Raw genomic sequence first — 17,791 nt, 5'->3', positions numbered from 1 at the left:
GGACCCCCACGACGGGCTGGATTCGCCTGACCGGCGTTGCGAGGTGAAGTCTCCTGCGGCGCCCGAAAGCCCGTCAGCCCGCTACCGCGACCGACGGCTCGCCCGAGGCGACGCCGTCCGCCTCCATCTGTTCGGCCAGCTTCAAGGCCTCCTCGATGAGGGTCTCGACGATCTTCGACTCGGGGACGGTCTTGATGACCTCGCCCTTGACGAAGATCTGCCCCTTGCCGTTGCCGGAGGCGACGCCGAGGTCGGCCTCGCGGGCCTCGCCCGGGCCGTTGACGACGCAGCCCATGACGGCGACGCGGAGCGGGACCTCCATGCCGGTCAGGCCGGCGGTGACTTCCTCGGCCAGCTTGTAGACGTCGACCTGGGCGCGGCCGCAGGACGGGCAGGAGACGATCTCCAGGCCGCGCTGCCTGAGGTTGAGCGACTCCAGAATCTGGTTGCCGACCTTGACCTCCTCCACCGGAGGAGCACTCAGGGACACCCGGATCGTGTCGCCGATGCCCTGGGAGAGCAGCGCGCCGAAGGCCACCGCCGACTTGATGGTGCCCTGGAAGGCGGGGCCGGCCTCCGTCACACCGAGGTGGAGGGGGTAGTCGCACTGGGCGGCGAGCTGGCGGTACGCCTCGACCATGACGACCGGGTCGTTGTGCTTCACCGAGATCTTGATGTCCCGGAAGTCGTGCTCCTCGAAGAGGGACGCCTCCCACAGGGCGGACTCCGCCAGCGCCTCGGGGGTCGCCTTGCCGTACTTCTGGAGCAGGCGCCGGTCCAGCGAGCCCGCGTTCACCCCGATGCGGATCGGGGTGCCGTGGTCCTTCGCCGCCTTGGCGATCTCCTTGACCTTGTCGTCGAACTGCTTGATGTTGCCGGGGTTCACCCGAACCGCGGCGCAGCCGGCCTCGATGGCCGCGAAGACGTACTTCGGCTGGAAGTGGATGTCGGCGATGACCGGGATCTGCGACTTGCGGGCGATGGTCGCGAGGGCGTCGGCGTCGTCCTGGGTCGGGCAGGCCACGCGGACGATCTGGCAGCCGGAGGCGGTGAGCTCGGCGATCTGCTGGAGCGTGGCGCCGATGTCGGACGTACGGGTCGTGGTCATCGACTGCACGGACACCGGGGCGTCGCCGCCGACCGCCACGGTTCCGACCTGGATCTGCCGGCTCTTCCGGCGCTCGGCGAGCCTGGTCGGAACGGACGGCATGCCGAGAGAAATCGCAGTCATCTGCTGTGCAACCCCAAGTCGTGGATCAAGGTCCCGGTCCCGTCAGCGGCGGGCTCCAGGCTTCGAGATTACGGCACGTGCCTGGGCACGAGCACTCCCGCACCTCGGATGCACTCGGCGGGGGGACCCCATCGGCCGCAAACACACTCGAAGGGAGCCGAAACGGAAGGCGGCCCGGAAGAGAGCCTTCCAGGCCGCCGTGAACTCCGTATGGCTAGGAGATTCTCACCGGGTTGACGACGTCCGCGACCAGGACGAGGAGGGTGAAGCAGATGAAGATCCCCGCCACGACATAGGCGACCGGCATCAGCTTCGCGACGTCGAACGGACCGGGGTCCGGCCGGCGCAGCACCTTCGCCGCGTTGCGGCGCAGGGCCTCCCACAGGGCGCCCGCGATGTGGCCGCCGTCGAGGGGCAGCAGCGGGAGCATGTTGAAGAGGAAGAGCGAGAGGTTGAAGCCCGCGACCAGCATCAGGGCCATGGCCAGTTGCTGGGTCGGGGGGATGTCGAGCGTGAAGATCTCGCCGCCCACACGGGCCGCGCCGACGACGCCCATCGGGGAGTCCGGTTCGCGCGGGCCGTCGCCGAAGGCCGCGTCCCACAGGGCGGGGACCTTGCCGGGGATGGCGGCGAGGGAGTCGACGGCGTCGCCGACGCGGTCGCCCATCCAGGTCACGGAGTCGCCGAAGTCCTGCTTGACGATGCCGGTGGCGGCGCTGAAGCCGAGGAAGCCGGCGGTGACGTACTCGCCCTGGACGTACTGGCCGCTGGAGTCCTTCTTGGCGACCTGGTTGGAGGCGATCTTCGCGTGCAGGGTGACTTCCTCACCCTTGCGGTCGACGACGATCGGCACCTCCTTGCCCGGGTTGGCGCGGATGAGGTCGGAGAGCCGGTTCCAGTCGTCGGTCCTGACGCCGGCGAAGGCGACGATCTTGTCGCCCGCCTTCAGGCCGGCGGCCGCGGCCGGGGAGGCCGGGTCGGACTTCCTGCACTCGTCGCGGTTCTGGCTCTGGGCGATGACGCACTGGGAGACCGAGCTGACCGTGTTGGTCTGCTGGGAGATGCCGAAACCCATGAGGACGGTGAGGAACAGCGCCACCGCGAGGATCAGGTTCATGAACGGGCCCGCGAACATCACGATGACCCGTTTCCAGGGCTTGCGGGTGTAGAAGAGGCGGCTCTCGTCACCGGGGCGGAGTTCCTCGAAGGCGGCCGAGCGGGCATCTTCGATCATGCCGCGCCAGGGCGAGGTGGAACGCACCTCCAGGCGGCCGTCGGGCCCCGGCGGGAACATGCCGATCATGCGGATGTAGCCGCCGAACGGGATGGCCTTGATGCCGTACTCGGTGTCGCCCTTCTTGCGCGAGAAGACGGTCGGGCCGAAGCCGACCATGTACTGCGGCACGCGGATGCCGAAGAGCTTGGCGGTGGACAGGTGCCCCAGCTCGTGCCACGCGATCGAGACCAGCAGGCCGAACGCGAAGACCACTATGCCGAGGATGAACATCAGGGTCGTCATGCACGGGCCTCCGCCGTCTGTGCCGCCAGTTGTCGGGCCCGGTTCCGCGCCCAGGTCTCCGCTTCGAGGACGTCCGCGAGGGTGAGCGAGGTTCCCGTGCGCGGGGTGCCGTGCTCGTCCACCACCCGGGTCACGGTGTCCATGATCCCGTCGAACGGCAGCGCGCCGGCCCGGAAGGCCTCCACGCACTCCTCGTTGGCGGCATTGAACACCGCCGGGGCCGTGCCCGCGAGCTCGCCCACGTGTCGCGCCAGGTTCACCGACGGGAACGCGTCGTTGTCGAGCGGGAAGAACTCCCAGGTCGACGCCTTGCTCCAGTCGAAGGCGGGCGCCGCGTCGGGGACGCGTTCGGGCCAGCCCAGGCCGATGGCGATCGGCCCGCGCATGTCGGGGGGCGTCGCCTGCGCGATCGTGGATCCGTCCGTGAACTCAACCATCGAGTGGACATACGACTGGGGATGTACGACCACCTCAATCCGATCGAAGGGAATGTCGTAGAGGAGGTGTGCCTCGATGACCTCCAGGCCCTTGTTGACGAGGGTCGCGGAGTTGATGGTGATCACCGGGCCCATGGCCCAGGTGGGGTGCGCGAGGGCGTCCTCGACCGACACCTGGGCCAGCTCGGCCTTCGTGCGGCCGCGGAAGGGACCGCCGGAGGCGGTGACGACGAGCTTGCGTACGTCCACTCTGGTGCCGGACGCGAGCGCCTGGAAGAGCGCCGCGTGCTCGGAGTCGACCGGGATGATCTGCCCGGGCTTGGCGAGGGCCTTGACCAGCGGGCCGCCGACGATGAGCGACTCCTTGTTGGCGAGCGCGAGGGTGCGGCCCGCCTCCAGGGCGGCGAGGGTCGGGGCGAGGCCGATGGAGCCGGTGATGCCGTTCAGGACGGTGTGGCAGTCGCAGGCGGCGAGCCGGGTGGCAGCGTCGGGCCCGGCGAGGATCTCGGGGAGCGGCTCGCCCGTCCCGTACTGGGCGCTGAGCGCCTCGCGCAGCACCGGTACGACGTCCTCGCGGGCGACCGCGACGGTCCGCACCCGCAGCTGATACGCCTGCTCGGCGAGGAGGGCGACCCGGCCGCCGTTGGCCGAGAGCCCGGTGACCCGGAACCGGTCGGGGTTGCGCAGCACGAGGTCGATGGCCTGAGTGCCGATCGAGCCGGTGGAACCGAGGATCACCACGTCCTTCGGCCCGTCGCCCGCGACCGGGTCGTAGACGAGGTGCGGGTCGGCGAGAGGGGCTGGACTGTCCGTCATCCCTCCATTGTGGCCGTAAGGACGGTGTGTGAGGACAGGGAGTCCCCCTCGTCCCCCGCACGCGGCGACGAGGGGGAGGACTGACTCCCTGTCGTGGGCCGGTCAGCGGATCGGGCGGTGGACGTTCTCCTTCTTGCTGGGTCCCGGTGTCGCGTCCGCGATCCACGGTCCCTCGCCCGACGGGTCGACGATGCCCTCCTCCAGCCACTCGTACGTGCCCGAGAGCACGCCCTTGACGACCTTGCGGTCGAGGTCGTCGGTGTTGGTCCACAGGCGGCCGAAGAGTTCCTCGACGCGGATGCGGGACTGGCGGCAGAAGACGTCGGCCAGTTGGTAGGCCTCGCGGCCGTGGTCCTCGGTGGAGCGGAGGAGTTCGGCGCGCACGCAGGCCGCGCTCATCGCGAACAGCTCGGCGCCGATGTCGACGATCCGGCCGAGGAAGCCCTGCTTGGTCTCCATCCGGCCCTGCCAGCGGGACATGGCGTAGAAGGTGGAGCGGGCGAGTTTGCGGGCGGTGCGTTCCACGTAGCGCAGGTGCGTGGAGAGGTCCACCTCGCGCTTGAACTCGTTGTAGGAGTTCGGGAGTTGACCCGGTCCCGCGACCAGCTTGGGCAGCCACTTGGCGTAGAAGACGCCGGCCTGGGCGCCCGCCTTCGCCTTGTCCGAAAGGGACTTCTCCGGGTCGATCAGGTCACCCGCGACCGACAGGTGGGCGTCGACCGCCTCACGGGCGATCAGCAGGTGCATGATCTCGGTGGAGCCCTCGAAGATGCGGTTGATGCGGAGGTCGCGCAGGACCTGTTCGGCGGGGACCGCGCGTTCGCCGCGGGCCGCCAGCGACTCCGCGGTCTCGAAGCCCCGGCCGCCCCTGATCTGGACCAGTTCGTCGGCCATCAGCCAGGCCATCTCGGAGGCGAACAGCTTGGCCAGCGCGCCCTCGATACGGATGTCGTTGCGGTTCTCGTCGGCCATCTGACTCGACAGGTCCAGTACGGCCTCCAGGGCGAAGGTCGTCGCCGCGATGAAGCTGATCTTCGATCCGACCGCCTCGTGGTGGGCGATCGGCTTGCCCCACTGCTCGCGGGCCGCTGTCCACTCGCGGGCGATCTTCAGACACCACTTGCCGGCGGCCACGCAGGACGCCGGCAGCGACAGCCGGCCCGTGTTGAGGGTCGTGAGGGCGATCTTCAGGCCCGCGCCCTCAGGGCCGATGCGGTTGGCGGCGGGGACGCGGACCTGGTGGAAGCGGGTGACGCCGTTCTCGATGCCGCGCAGGCCCAGGAAGGCGTTGCGGTTCTCGACGGTGACGCCGGGCGAGTTCGTCTCGACGACGAAGGCGGTGATGCCGCCCTTGTGGCCCTCGCTCTTCGGCACCCGGGCCATCACGACCAGCAGGTCGGCGACGACGCCGTTGGTGGTCCACAGCTTCACCCCGTCGAGGACGTACTCGTCCCCGTCGGGCACCGCGCTCGTCGCGAGCCGCGCCGGGTCGGAGCCCACGTCCGGTTCGGTGAGGAGGAAGGCGCTGATGTCGGTGCGGGCGCACCGCGGCAGGAACGTCTCCTTCTGCTCGGGCGTGCCGAACAGCTTCAGCGGCTGGGGTACGCCGATCGACTGGTGCGCCGACAGCAGCACCCCGACCGCCGGGCTGGCGGAGCCCGCCAGAGCCAGCGCCTTGTTGTAGTACACCTGGGTGAGGCCCAGACCGCCGTACTTGGTGTCGATCTTCATGCCGAGGGCGCCGAGCTCCTTGAGCCCGTTGATGACGTCGTCGGGGATCCTGGCGTCGCGCTCGATCACGGCCCCGTCGATCTTCGTCTCGCAGAAGTCGCGCAGTTTGGTGAGGAACTCCTCGCCACGCTGGGCGTCCTCGTCGGGCGGCATCGGGTGGGGGTGGACGAGGTCGAGCCGGAAGCGGCCGAGGAACAGTTCCTTGGCGAAGCTGGGCTTGCGCCAGACCTGTTCCCGGGCTGCCTCCGCCACCTGGCGTGCTTCACGCTCGGTGACGGTGGGTTGGGTGGGTGCTGCGGACATTGAGGCTCACCTCGCCGCGAATCGGGATCTTGGGACCGTATGGTTACCAACGGGTTCTACCCGATCGTATTTACCCGATCCCGTCCGACCCCACCACCCCTAGGGCCTGTCCGGCCCATTCCCGCCTGCCTGCCTGCCTGGGGAACGACGGGAATGGGCCGGACAGGCCCTCCCGTGGCCGTTCAGCCGATGTCGACCGAGTACGCCCTGGTGTCCAGGCGGCCCGTCCCCTTGAAGACCTCGGTGCCGGACTCGATGCCCGAGACGTACTTGTCGTTGCTCAGGAGTTCGCGGCGAACCAGGGCCTGGGTGAAGTCGTCCAGGTTCAACGACGCCTTCGTGGTGTTGGCCCGGCGGACGAAGGAGTACACGTTCCAGCCGATGTCGCCCCGGTAGATGTCCCACATCGCGCCGCCGAGGCTGACGCTGCCGTACTTCGTGCCCAGCGGGCCCGCACCGCCCTGCCGGTTGAGCCAGATCATGACCTCGTCGGTGGGCTGGTCCTGCCAGTCGGCCGTGTTCTTGGAGTGCAGCCACAGGTCGTAGGCGACGTTCATGGTGCCGGGGGTGGAGTTCAGCGAGAACTCCCAGGTGGTTCTCACCGGCTTGCGGTCGCCGACCCGGATCGGCAGGCCGGTGGACGCCTTGTCGACCTTCCAGCCCCAGTGCCAGCCAAGGACGGTGCTCGCGTACGACTTCACGTCGTAGTCCTTGCCCGCACCGCTGTTGGCCAGGCTGTAGCTCGTCCCCCACGAAATGGTCGATCCCGACCGGGAGTTGTCCCAGACGCACTGGGTGCCGGTGACCTTCTCCCTGTTCCAGACGTTGTTGTTCACGTAGTACTTACCGAGCGTGATCGTGTCGAAGTCCGTGCACTTCTTGCCGGCCTCGTCCGCCTGGGCGACGGTGATGCCGGCCGCGGCCGCGAGGGCGACCGTGGTGGCGACGAGGGTCGTCGCCTTCTTGGACAGGCGGGGACGACGGTGCTGCATGGGGGTCCTTCCGAGCGGTTCCTGCTATCCCCTGCCAGTGGCCGCCGGCCGGCGAAAGGTTGCCGTCGGACCGGTGGGCGGGCATGCGGCGCCTTCACGGCCGCCGCCCGTGTTCCATGGCCCGCCACGGCCGGGCGTGGTAGGCAGGAACCCACACCCGGGGAAACACCGGGCCGGCCACGGACAGCGCCCACACGGCCCCACATTCGCAAGTCTCTGTCGAAGCGCTTCGACAACCTATGGACACCCACCCCCGGTGGAGCTACTGTCGAACCACCCTCACCCGCCATTATTCGCAACGCGCACTGTCGAAGCGCTTCACAAAGCTTGGAGAGCTGGATGGTCACCCTCGCCGAGGTCGCCCAGCACGCCGGAGTCTCGGCGAGCACGGTGAGCTATGTCCTCAGCGGCAAGCGGTCCATCTCCGGGGCCACCCGGCAGCGGGTCGAGGAGAGCATCCGCGAGCTCGGCTACCACCCGAACGCGGGCGCCCGCGCCCTGGCCAGCAGCAAGTCGAACATCATCGCGCTGATGATCCCGTTGCGCACCGACATGTACGTGCCGGTGATGATGGAGATCGCCATCGCGGTCGCCACCACGGCCCGCACGCACGGTTACGACGTGCTGCTGCTCACCGGCGAGGAGGGTCCCGACGCCGTGCGCCGCGTCACCGGCAGCGGACTCGCCGACGCCATGATCCTGATGGACGTCGAACTGGACGACGAGCGGCTGCCGCTGCTGCGCGGCACCGACCAGCCGTCCGTGCTGATCGGACTGCCCGCCGACACCTCCGGTCTCACCTGCGTCGACCTCGACTTCAGGGCGACGGGCGCGCTGTGCGCCGAACACCTCGCGAAGCTCGGCCACCGAGACATCGCTGTCATAGGTGAGGCCCCGGCCGTCTACGAACGGCACACCGGCTTCGCCGAGCGCACCCTCGACGGACTGCGTTCTCGCGCCCAGGAGCTGGGCGTACGCCTGCTGCACCGGCCGTGCGAGGGCGGGTACGACGCGATGGCCGTGACCCTCGCCCGGGTCCTCGACGAGCGCCCGGGCACCACCGGGTTCGTCGTACAGAACGAGTCGGCGGTCGAGCCGCTGCTCGCCCTGCTCCGCCAGCAGGGCCGGGCCATCCCCGAGGACGTGTCGGTCGTCGCGATCTGCCCCGACCAGGTCGCCGTCCAGGCCTCGGTGCGGCTGACGTCGGTCGCCATCCCCGCGCAGGAGATGGGCCGGCACGCCGTGGAGCGTCTGGTCGCCAAGCTCGACGGCCACGGGATCGACGAAGTCGTGCTGATCGCCCCGGAGCTGACGGTACGGACGAGCACGGGGCCCGCCCCGGCCGTCACCTCCTGACCCCCGACCTTCCTCCTCACGCGGTGCCCCGCCAGGGCACCGCCATGCCCGCCCTCCTTCAAGGAGCCATCCAAGTGAATCAGCCTGCCGAAACCCAGCCCCCGGCCGGGGACCAGCCCCAGGTCGGCCTCGCGCAGTCGTCACCCACCGTCGGCACCTTCCGCGAGCGGGACGGCGCGCTGGAGTGGAGCGGCCGCCAGGAGACCGTGCGCATCGAGCCGTGGGGTCCGGACGCGGTCCGGGTCCGGGCGCGGCTCGGCGGTCCGATCCTGGAGGGGCTGCCGGGCGCGCTGCTCCACGAACCGCCCGGCACCGGCTCCACCGTGAAGATCGAGGGCGGGCAGGGGGTGCTGACCGTCGGCTCGCTGACCGTCGAGGTCAACGCCGAGGGACTGATCCGCTTTCTGCGTACGGACGACGGCTCGGAGCTCCTGTCCGAGGCGCGCGCCCACTTCTGGTGGCCGGGCCCGCGCCTGTACACCGCCGTCGGCAACGGCTACCACCGTCTGGAGCAGCGCTTCGCCGCCTACGACGACGAGAAGCTGTACGGCCTCGGCCAGCACCAGCACGGCCGGCTGGACCAGAAGGGCCTGGTCCTGGACCTGGTCCAGCGCAACGCCGAGGTCGGCATCCCGGTCCTCACCTCCAGCCGCGGCTACACACTGCTGTGGAACAACCCGGCGATCGGCCGCGTGGAGCTGGCCGGCAACGGCACCCGCTGGGTGGCGGACTCGGCCCGCCAGCTCGACTACTGGATCACCGCGGGCGCCCCGGCCAACGCCCAGCGGCACTACAGCGCGGTGACCGGCCGTACGCCCATGCTGCCGGAGTGGGCGGCGGGCTTCTGGCAGTGCAAGCTGCGCTACCGCACTCAGGACGAACTCCTCGCCGTGGCGCGGGAGTACAAGCGCCGGGGCCTGCCCATCGACGTGATCGTCTGCGACTTCTTCCACTGGACGCACCTGGGCGACTGGAAATTCGACCTCAAGGAGTGGCCTGACCCGGCGGCGATGGTCCGCGAGCTGGACGAGCTCGGCATCAAGCTCGTCGTCTCCGTCTGGCCGTCCGTGTCCCCCCTCTCCGAGAACCACGAACTCATGGAGCAGCGCGGCTACTTCATCGGCACCCAGTACGGCCCGATGGCGCATGCCGACTGGCCGGACAAGGAGGTCGCCTCCACCGTCCAGGTCTCCTTCTACGACGCCACCAACCCGGAGGCCCGGGAGTTCGTCTGGTCGCGGGTGAAGCAGAACTACCTGGAGCCGTACGGCATCACGGCCTTCTGGCTGGACGCCTGCGAGCCGGAGCTGAAGCCGGGCTTCCAGGAGAACCTGCGCTACTGGGCCGGCCCCGGCCTGGAGGTCGGCAACAGCTACCCGGCCGAGAACGCCCGCACCTTCTACGAGGGCCTGCGCGCGACCGGCGAGGAAGAGATCATCAGCCTCAACCGCTCGGCGTGGGCGGGCAGTCAGCGCTACGGCGCCGCCCTGTGGTCGGGCGACATCGGCACCGACTTCGCGACCCTGCGCAGCCAGATCGCGGCCGGCCTGAACACCGCCCTGTCCGGCATTCCCTGGTGGAACACCGACATAGGCGGCTTCCACGGCGGCGACCCGGACGACCCGGCGTACCGCGAGGTGATGGTCCGCTGGTTCCAGTTCGGCGCCCTGTCCCCGCTGATGCGCCTGCACGGCTTCCGCGACCCGGGCATGCCCCTGGGCCCGGCCATGACGGGCGGCCCCAACGAGGTGTGGTCGTACGGGGAGGAGGCCGGCGCGATCATGGAGCAGTACCTCCGCCTGCGCGAGCGCCTCAAGCCGTACGTCCTGAAGGTGATGCGCGAGGCCCACGAGGAGGGCCTGCCGGTGATGCGCCCGCTCTTCCTGGAGTTCCCCGAGGACCAGGCGACCTGGACGGTCGACGACGCCTATCTGTTCGGCGCGGACCTGCTGGTCGCCCCGGTGCTCACGGCGGGCGCCACGGCCCGCACGACGTACCTCCCGGCGGGCGCGACCTGGACCAACGCGTGGACCGGTGAGACGTACGAGGGCGGTACGACCGTGACGGTCGACGCCCCGCTGGACCGCATCCCGCTGTTCCTGCGGGACGGGGCGCGGCTGCCTGTGGCGCGGTAGCCGCCCCGGGCGCGGATGTGCGGCCGGTCCCGTGGGGGAGGGACCGGCCGCACTTTCATGGGCTCATGCGGTTCAGCTGCTGCTGACCGTCAGGTTGTTCGTGGTGAAGTTCAGACCGCCGGACGACGAGGTGATCTCGTAGCCGAACTGGACGTCACCGATGGTCTCGTTGCCCATCCAGCCCTTGGTGTCCTTGATCCACTTCAGGATCGGCAGGACGTTCACGGTGCCGGAGCTGGAGTTGGAGGTGCGGATGAAGGAGAAGACCTCGTTGGCGCCGTTGGTGCCCTTGTAGACGGTCCAGGTGTGGCCGCCGAGCGTTACGTTGCCCTGCGAGGTGCCGAGCGGGCCGACGGCTCCGGTCTTGTTGACCCAGAGCATGATCTCGTAGTCGTAGTCCGTGTCCCAGATGTCGTACGACGTGTTGTACGCGCCGGACGACGGGACCGAGACGTTGTAGCTGCTGGAGAGCGAGCCCAGCGAGGTGATCGACTTGTTGATCACCTTCTTGGAGTTGGGGTAGGACTTGATGCCGCCGGTGTTGGGGTGGTCGGCCCACACGCCCCAGTTGGTGCCGGAGTTGGCCCAGATGCACTGGCTGCCGGCGCCGGAGCCCCAGATGTTGTTGTAGAGCGTGTAGCCGCCCAGGCTGGTGTTGCCCCACTGGTCGCAGGAGTTCCAGACGGCGGCCGAGGCGGGGGCGGAGGCGAGGCCGACGGTGGCCCCGAGCGCGAGGGCCGGGGGCAGCAGGGCCTTGCCGATCCTGCTGAGGATGCGGGTGCGGGTGCGTGTTGCCATGGGATCCCTTCCATGGGTGGGGGGAAATGCGGGGGATTGAGGGGATTACCACGTCCCCAGGGTGAGGACGCGGTCTTCTCCGGCGACGAGGTCGAGCGGCTCGGCACCGGAGGAAGTGCGGAGTTCGACGCGGTGCGTGCGCGTGGGGCGGATCACCGCGGTCGCTTCGTGCTGGTTCCAGGTGAGGTCGAGCTCCGCCCCGAACCGGGTGCGGATGCCCAGGAGTCGGCCCGTCGGGTACGCCGTCGGCAGCGCGGGCATCAGGACCAGCCGGTCCGGCGTCGACTGCACCAGCATCTCGAGGAGCACGGCGGGCAGGGTGTGCGCCGCGTCCGCGTTGTAGACGTCCCGGTTCGGGTAGTGCGCGCTCATCAGGGAGGCGTGGAAGAAGTCCCCCTTGAGCACCTGGCCGAGGGCGTGCGCGACCCGTTCGCCGTCGCGCAGGCGGGCCGCGATCAGGGCGTGGTGCAGATGGCCGTGCGCGGAGTCGTTCTCGGCGCCGCGCAGTTCGAGGGCCCGGTACGCGGCTGCCGCGAGGTCCGGGGTGTCGTACGGGTTGATCTCGTCGAGCGGCCAGACGCCGTAGAGATGGCTGAGGTGGCGGTGGTCGTAGGTGTCGTCGAGGCCGGGCCAGGCCCACTCGGCGAGCGCGCCGTCGGCGTTGATCCGGTGCGGCGGGAGCCGGTCGGCCAGGGCACGCCACCCTTCCGCCCGCTCCGGGTGGTAGTCGGCGGCGGTGAGGAGGGCGTGGCGGGCGGCCGAGAGGTCCATGGCCGCGTTGATCGCGCCCCAGCTCGCGTTCGCCGGGCGGTTCTCCGGCGAGTACGAGGGGACGACGATCAAGTGGCCGTCCGCGTCCGTACGGGTGAGGAAGTCCTCGTAGAACAGGGCGACCTGGGCGAGGGCGTGGGCGGTGCGCGGGTCGCGTTCGCCGCGGGTCTCGTCGTGGTCGACGAGCGGCTTGAGCAGCCAGTCGGCGCCGGCGGTCCACAGGTGGAGCGGGTATTCGCGGCTGAAGTGGTACGTCAGCCCGGACTCGCCGTCGCTGTGCGGCGGGGCGACCACACCGCGGGCGCCGAAGATCGCGCGGGCGTTGTCGGCCCAGTCCCCCAACTGACGGTGGATCAGGGAAGCGTGGGCCTCGGTGACTTCAGGGAGGGCTGCGGCCGCGGCGGACGAGGTCTGGAGGTTGAGGTTGGCGTCGTTGGTGAACGCGCCCGACCAGGCCGTGTTCCAGTCGCCGGTCCACAGGCCTGTCAGGCGGGGCGGGAACATCCCGGCGGCGGAGAGGAGGTGGTAGCGGCCCGCGGCGAAGAGGCGTTCCAGGCAGGCGGGGCTGTCGGGTCGGGCCAGCAACTCCGAGCCCGGCAGGGCGCGTTCGGCGGGGTCCGCCAGGAGATCGAGGGTGACGCGCTCGTAGGCCGTGCGGTGCGGCTCGGTGTGGTGGTCCAGGAGGCGGGTGTACGGGTCCTCCTCGTCCTGGATCAGGTCGCCCAGGGCGCGGGCCTGGGCGAGGGCGTCCCGATCGTCGGTGTCCGGGGCACCCGGGTCGCCGGTGTGACGCAGGACGCGGGTGAGCAACAGGACGGACTCGGCGCCGGTGATCCGCAGACCGGGAGGCGTGAGCGTCGTACGGCCGCCGGTGACGACGATCAGCGTCACACCGGTGTACGCGCGGTCGCTGCCGGGGTAGCGGGCGCGGAGGGTGAGCAGGGCACCCTCGGGGGTGAGGACGGCGCCGTGGCCGACGGCGAGGTCGCGGGGTGCGCCCGGGAGCCGGTGGTCGAGGGAGATGTCCAGGTCGGGGGTGGTGACCTGCTGGACAAGGACGTCGTCGGCGCGGGAGACGAAGACCCGGCTGGTCCAGCCCGCGCACTCGGCCGCGGCGACGCCGGTGGTGAAGTCGACGGATCGGCGGTAGTGGTGCGGTTCTGTGGAGGGTGCTCTCCGCAGCCGTATCTGGAAGGCGGGATGGAAGGGTTGCACCCACTGGAGGGCTCGGCCATCCGTGAAGGTCTTGGCGGCACTCAGCTCCCCGGCGAGCAACCGGTCCTGGAGCGCGGGTAGTTGGGCGGCGAGCTCCGGCGGGCGGGCGTACTCGGCGCCGTTCGGGCGGACGAGGGTGTGGTGGGTGACGACGATGCGCTCGTCGTTCGGATCCCCGAACACCATGGCGCCGTGCCGGCCGTTGCCGCTCAGGAAGGCGTCCTCCCAGCGGGCGGCGGGCCGTGGCTCCCAGGTGCCGTGGACGGGACCGGCGCTCATGGCTTCAGCACCGCCACTCCGTAGCGGCCGAGGGTGAGCTCGTCCTGGACGGTCGCCCCCGTCAGCAGGTCGCGACGGGTGCCCGGGACCCCGAGCGTCACGGACTCGCGCCCATGGTTGAGGAGGAACAGCAGGTCACCGCGGCGGACCGCCTCCACCTGGGCGGGGAGGGCGTCGAGCACGGGCCGGGCGCCTGCTTCGGCTGCGACCCGGGCGAGCAGGTCGCGCATCGCGTCCGGCTCGGGGAGCGTCGAGACGTACCAGGCACGTCCCTTGCGGAGCACGGCCGGCAGCCCGTCGAGTTCCCCGCCCTTGTACGCGGACTCGACCTCGCCGTCCTCGGCCTTCTCGATCTCCTCCGACCACAGGGTGCCGCGGAAGCCGCCGCACTCGACGTTCTCGCCCGCGTCCAGCGGCCACCACTCGTGCAGGGTGCGGATGCCCAGCAGCTCGCGCAGCCGGGCGTCCATGCCGCCGGGCCGTACCCGGTCGTCCTCGTCGGCGACGCCGGTCAGGAAGCCGGAGACGAGGGTGCCGCCGCCACGGACGTAGGCGAGGAGGTTCTCGATCGCCGCGTCGGTGAGGGCGTACAGCTGGGGGACGACGACGAGCTTGTACGCGCTCAGGTCGTGCTCGGGGTGGGCGAAGTCGGTGGTGAGGTGCGCTTCCCAGAACGCTCGGTGCCAGGCTCTCAGAAGGTCGGGGTAGTCGACCCGCGTGGACGGACGGCCGTCCTGGGCGCCGGCCCACCAGGCGTGCCAGTCGTGCAGGACGGCGATGTCGCTGGGCGAGTGACTGCCCGTCACCTCCGGGCTGATCCGGGCGAGTTCGGCACCGAGCTGCTTGGCCTCCTGGTACGTCCGGCCCTCCTCCCCCGCGTGGCTGACCATCCCGGAGTGGAACTTCTCCGCGCCCTGCCGGGACTGCCGCCACTGGAAGTAGCAGACGGCGTCGGCCCCGCGCGCCACGGCCTGGAGGGACCAGAGGCGGTTGAGGCCGTGCGGCTTGGGGTGGTTGACGCCCCGCCAGTTGACAGGACCTGCCGCCTGCTCCATCAGCATCCAGGGGCCGCGTGCCTGGGAGCGGGTCATGTCCTGGACGAGGGCGCCGTTCTGGGCGCCGAAGGGGTCGCGGGGGTCGGGGTAGAGGTCGACCGAGACGACGTCCTCCTCGTCGGCCCAGCGCCACGCGTCCTGGCCGACCCACAGCGGCATGAAGTTGGTGGTGACGGGGATGGTCGGGGTGGCCCGGCGGACGATGTCCCGCTCGGCGACGTAGCACTCCAGGAGCATGTCGGACGTGAACCGCTTGAAGTCCAGCACCTGGGTGGGGTTCTTCAGGTAGTGGGCGCGGCGGGGCGTGTGGATCTCCGCCCAGTCGCCGTAGCCCTGACTCCAGAAGGCGGTGCCCCATGCCTCGTTGAGGGCGTCGAGGGTGCCGTACCTGCCCTGCAGCCAGCCGCGGAAGCGGACGGCTGCCTCGTCGCCCCAGTCGTACGTGCAGTACTCGTTGTTGATGTGCCACATGGTGAGGGCCGGGTGGGTGCCGTAGCGGGCGGCGAGGTCCTCGGTGATGGCGGCGGCGTAGCGGCGGTAGGTGGCGCTGGAGTGCGAGAAGTGCTGACGGCCGCCCCACCACTCGGTACGGCCGTCCTGGTCGACGGGCAGGGTGTCGGGGTGGCGGTGGCCCATCCAGGGCGGGGGCGAGGCGGTGGGGGTGGCGAGGACGACCCCGATGCCGTTCGCGTGCATCAGGTCCATCAGCCGGTCCAGCCAGCCGAAGTCCCGCTCTGCGGGCCGTGGTTCGAGCTTCGCCCAGGAGAAGACGCCGAGGGTGACGGAGTTGACGCCGGCGTCCTTCATCAGGCGGACGTCGTCGAGCCAGGTCTCCTCGGGCCACTGCTCCGGGTTGTAGTCGCCGCCGTAGAGGATGCGGCCGCGGGTCGTATCGTGCAGCCCCGGCTTGTTTTCGGTGGGCATCAGGCGGGCTCCCCGTACTGGATGCCGCGTCCGTTGGTGGCGAGGTAGACACGGCCGTACACGCGCGGGTCACCGGTGATCACCTCGCCGATCCAGCCCCACTGGTGCTGGTCGTCGTTGATCCGGACCCAGGTCTTGGCCTCGTCGTCGGAGCGGTAGACGGCGGTGATGGCCTCGGTGGCCCCGACCAGGTAGATCGCCGGGTAGTCGGCACCGTCGGCGGCCTTGCCGAAGCCGAGGGTGTGCGAGGCCCGGCAGCTGTCGGCCTTGGCGAAGGTGACCCCGCCGTCGGTGGACCGGTAGAGGCCGTTGGTCTTGGTGGAGAGCCACAGGTCACCCGACCTGCCGGGCGCGGCGACCAGCTCGAACTGACTGTCGCCGGAGGGGAGTCCGGTCGCACGCGCTGTGAACGAGAGGCCACTGTCAGTGCTGGCGAGTAGCGTTCCCGTATCGGTGTCGTATGCGTAGAAGCGCGTCGGGTCGGCCGGGTCGGCGACCGGCGTGGCGCCCTTCGGGAAGGAGGGGATCTCGGTCCAGGTGGCGCCGTTGTCCGCCGAGCGGTGGGCCGGGTACTTCGTGCCGTCCCAGTGCACGAAGGACCACAGCACCACGCTGCCGTCGGCGTTGGTGGCGATCGGTCCCGGTGCGTCCTTGGCGATGGCGGGCTGTGCCTTGAAGGGCGCCCAGGTCTGACCGCCGTCGTTCGAGTGGGCGCCGTTGCCGTTGTCGCCCCAGCCCGCGCGGACGACGTACGCCGGTCTGGCCGCGGCCTGCGCGAGTCCCGTCGCCGACCCGAACACGGGGTTCGACGCCATGCCGCGCGAGGGCGAGGCCGTGAGCCGCTCGTGGTACATCACACCGATGTCCCCGAGCCCGCTGATCAGGTGCGCCTCCCCGACCGGGGGCGAGGTCAGCTGGCGCACGGCCGTCTCCTCCAGGCCGCGGATCTGCGGGGCCCAGTTCTTCAGGTCCCGGGTGCCGTAGAGGGTGGCGCCGGTGCCGTAAACGATGTGTTTCGAGTCGTACGGGTCGATGCCGACCGCCTGGATCCACCAGCCGAACTTGGGCTGGTCGGCGCCCCACTTGAGGAAGGGAGTCTCGGACACGTCGAAGACCGCGGCGTCCTTGAGGGACGTCCAGGTACGGCCGCCGTCGGTGGTCCGGTACAGGGTGTCGATCGCCGCCCAGCGGTTGTTCGTGGACACGACGGCGGTGCCCGGGCGACAGGCGTCGACGGCGACGCCGCCGTAGCCGAAGGTGTCGGCGGAGCCGTCACTCGTGGTCCCGCCCGGCTTCACGGGGGTGACCTCGGTCCACTTCCCGTCCGTGGTGCGCAGTTTGTGCACACTGCCGTCGGACTGGCCGTTGGGGCCGGGGGCGTTGGCGTACGTCAGGTACAGCTCGCGGGTGGTCTTGTCGTACGCGGCGCGGATCGGGACCTTGGCGGAGGTGCCGGAGGGCTGCCCGGGGACGGCCTTCCAGGTGGTGCCGTCGGCGGTGCGGTACAGGTTGGCCGCCGTCCCGTCCGAGTCGCCCCAGCCGGCGTAGAGGGTGCGGCCGGCGGCGACGAGGAGGGTGACGCCCTGGCCGGTGGCGGTGGCGGGGAAGCCCGCCGCTTTCCAAGTGGCGCCCCGGTCGGTGGACTTGAGCAGCCCGTCGTGCCGGGTACCCAGCCACAGGGTGTCGCTGTCGCGCGGATCCACCAGGAGCCGCTCCCCCGTGCCCCGCCCGTCCTCGTTGGCACCGAGCTTCACGGTGAGGTCGGTGCGGCTCCAGGTCGCGCCCCGGTCCTCGGAGCGCAGGACGGCTCCGTTGCCCGCCCAGGACTGCGCATAGGTGCCGAGGGCCAGGTAGACGCGGTCGGGGTGAGCGGGGTCGACGGCCATCGCCTCGACGCCGAGGAGGTTCCAGTCGTCCCACCCGAGGTGGTCGGTCAGCGGAGTCCAGCGGGCGGTCCGGTCGTCCCAGCGGTAGGCGCCGCCGATGTCGGTCCGGGCATAGGCCAGACCCCGTACGGACGGGTGGAACAGCACGCCGGTGACGAATCCGGTACCGCCGATGACGGCGGTGCGCCAGCGGTAGGCGGGGGTGGCCGAGACAGCGGCCTCCGCACGCCCCTGGAAGGACGGAACGACGGTGAACGCGGCAGCGGCCGCAGCCCCACCAAGAACGGCACGACGACTAGGCCCGGACGCGCACATGACACATACCTCGCTGTTTGGGAAAGGG

At 70.4% G+C, this 17,791-nt stretch carries 11 protein-coding genes; 2 read left to right on the top strand and 9 right to left on the bottom strand.

The genetic code is table 11. From position 1 onward, the window contains the following. Nucleotides 1–73: 73 nt before the first annotated feature. The 5 genes from ispG to ACFYO2_RS21100 form a co-directional block, all read right to left on the bottom strand. Nucleotides 74–1,231 carry a flavodoxin-dependent (E)-4-hydroxy-3-methylbut-2-enyl-diphosphate synthase gene (gene ispG / locus ACFYO2_RS21120; protein WP_388351016.1) on the bottom strand — a complete coding sequence of 386 codons (1,158 nt, stop codon included), beginning with the start codon at nt 1,229–1,231 and terminating at the stop codon, nt 74–76. A gap of 214 nt (nt 1,232–1,445) precedes the next feature. Next, the gene (locus ACFYO2_RS21115) at nt 1,446–2,738 is read right to left on the bottom strand and encodes a M50 family metallopeptidase (RefSeq protein WP_388351292.1); all 1,293 of its coding nucleotides are present in this window, start codon (nt 2,736–2,738) and stop codon (nt 1,446–1,448) included. Nucleotides 2,739–2,746: 8 nt separating this feature from the next. Beyond that, entirely contained in the window at nt 2,747–4,003 is a 1,257-nt protein-coding gene (gene dxr, locus ACFYO2_RS21110) for a 1-deoxy-D-xylulose-5-phosphate reductoisomerase (protein WP_388351014.1), read from the bottom strand. A gap of 102 nt (nt 4,004–4,105) precedes the next feature. After that, on the bottom strand, nt 4,106–6,037 hold the full coding sequence (locus tag ACFYO2_RS21105) for an acyl-CoA dehydrogenase family protein (protein ID WP_388351011.1): 1,932 nt from the start codon (nt 6,035–6,037) through the stop codon (nt 4,106–4,108). A 182-nt stretch (nt 6,038–6,219) separates the two neighbouring features. After that, on the bottom strand, nt 6,220–7,029 hold the full coding sequence (locus ACFYO2_RS21100) for an endo-1,4-beta-glucanase (protein WP_388351008.1): 810 nt from the start codon (nt 7,027–7,029) through the stop codon (nt 6,220–6,222). Nucleotides 7,030–7,368: 339 nt separating this feature from the next. Between ACFYO2_RS21100 and ACFYO2_RS21095 the strand changes: the two genes are divergently transcribed. Together ACFYO2_RS21095 and ACFYO2_RS21090 are read left to right on the top strand one after the other, a co-directional pair. After that, nucleotides 7,369–8,385 (top strand): LacI family DNA-binding transcriptional regulator, encoded by a 1,017-nt coding sequence (locus tag ACFYO2_RS21095; protein ID WP_388351005.1) that lies wholly within the window; start codon nt 7,369–7,371, stop codon nt 8,383–8,385. 74 nt (nt 8,386–8,459) lie between these two features. Further along, nucleotides 8,460–10,520: a TIM-barrel domain-containing protein gene (locus ACFYO2_RS21090; RefSeq protein ID WP_388351002.1), complete on the top strand. Its 2,061-nt coding sequence runs from the start codon at nt 8,460–8,462 to the stop codon at nt 10,518–10,520. Nucleotides 10,521–10,592: 72 nt separating this feature from the next. Here the strand turns inward: ACFYO2_RS21090 and ACFYO2_RS21085 are convergent, their stop codons facing one another. From ACFYO2_RS21085 to ACFYO2_RS21070, 4 genes are read right to left on the bottom strand one after another with little or no spacing between them, the layout of a single operon-like run. Further along, entirely contained in the window at nt 10,593–11,318 is a 726-nt protein-coding gene (locus ACFYO2_RS21085) for a hypothetical protein (protein ID WP_388350999.1), read from the bottom strand. Between the two features lie 45 nt (nt 11,319–11,363). Beyond that, nucleotides 11,364–13,583 (bottom strand): glycoside hydrolase N-terminal domain-containing protein, encoded by a 2,220-nt coding sequence (locus ACFYO2_RS21080; RefSeq protein ID WP_388350996.1) that lies wholly within the window; start codon nt 13,581–13,583, stop codon nt 11,364–11,366. Next, a complete protein-coding gene (locus ACFYO2_RS21075; RefSeq protein ID WP_388350993.1) occupies nt 13,580–15,562 on the bottom strand; it encodes a beta-galactosidase in 1,983 nt (660 codons plus the stop codon). Before ACFYO2_RS21075 ends, ACFYO2_RS21080 begins: the two co-directional genes overlap by 4 nt. Then, the gene (locus ACFYO2_RS21070) at nt 15,562–17,763 is read right to left on the bottom strand and encodes a WD40/YVTN/BNR-like repeat-containing protein (RefSeq protein ID WP_388350990.1); all 2,202 of its coding nucleotides are present in this window, start codon (nt 17,761–17,763) and stop codon (nt 15,562–15,564) included. The genes ACFYO2_RS21075 and ACFYO2_RS21070 overlap by 1 nt, the downstream gene beginning before the upstream one ends. Between the last annotated feature and the right edge of the window lie 28 nt (nt 17,764–17,791).

Origin of the sequence: Streptomyces sp. NPDC006602, from assembly GCF_042870385.1 — a bacterium.
Classification (GTDB): domain Bacteria; phylum Actinomycetota; class Actinomycetes; order Streptomycetales; family Streptomycetaceae; genus Streptomyces.
The sequence above is the reverse complement of the archived record's forward strand: the minus strand, read 5'-3'. Positions and strand labels throughout refer to the sequence as shown.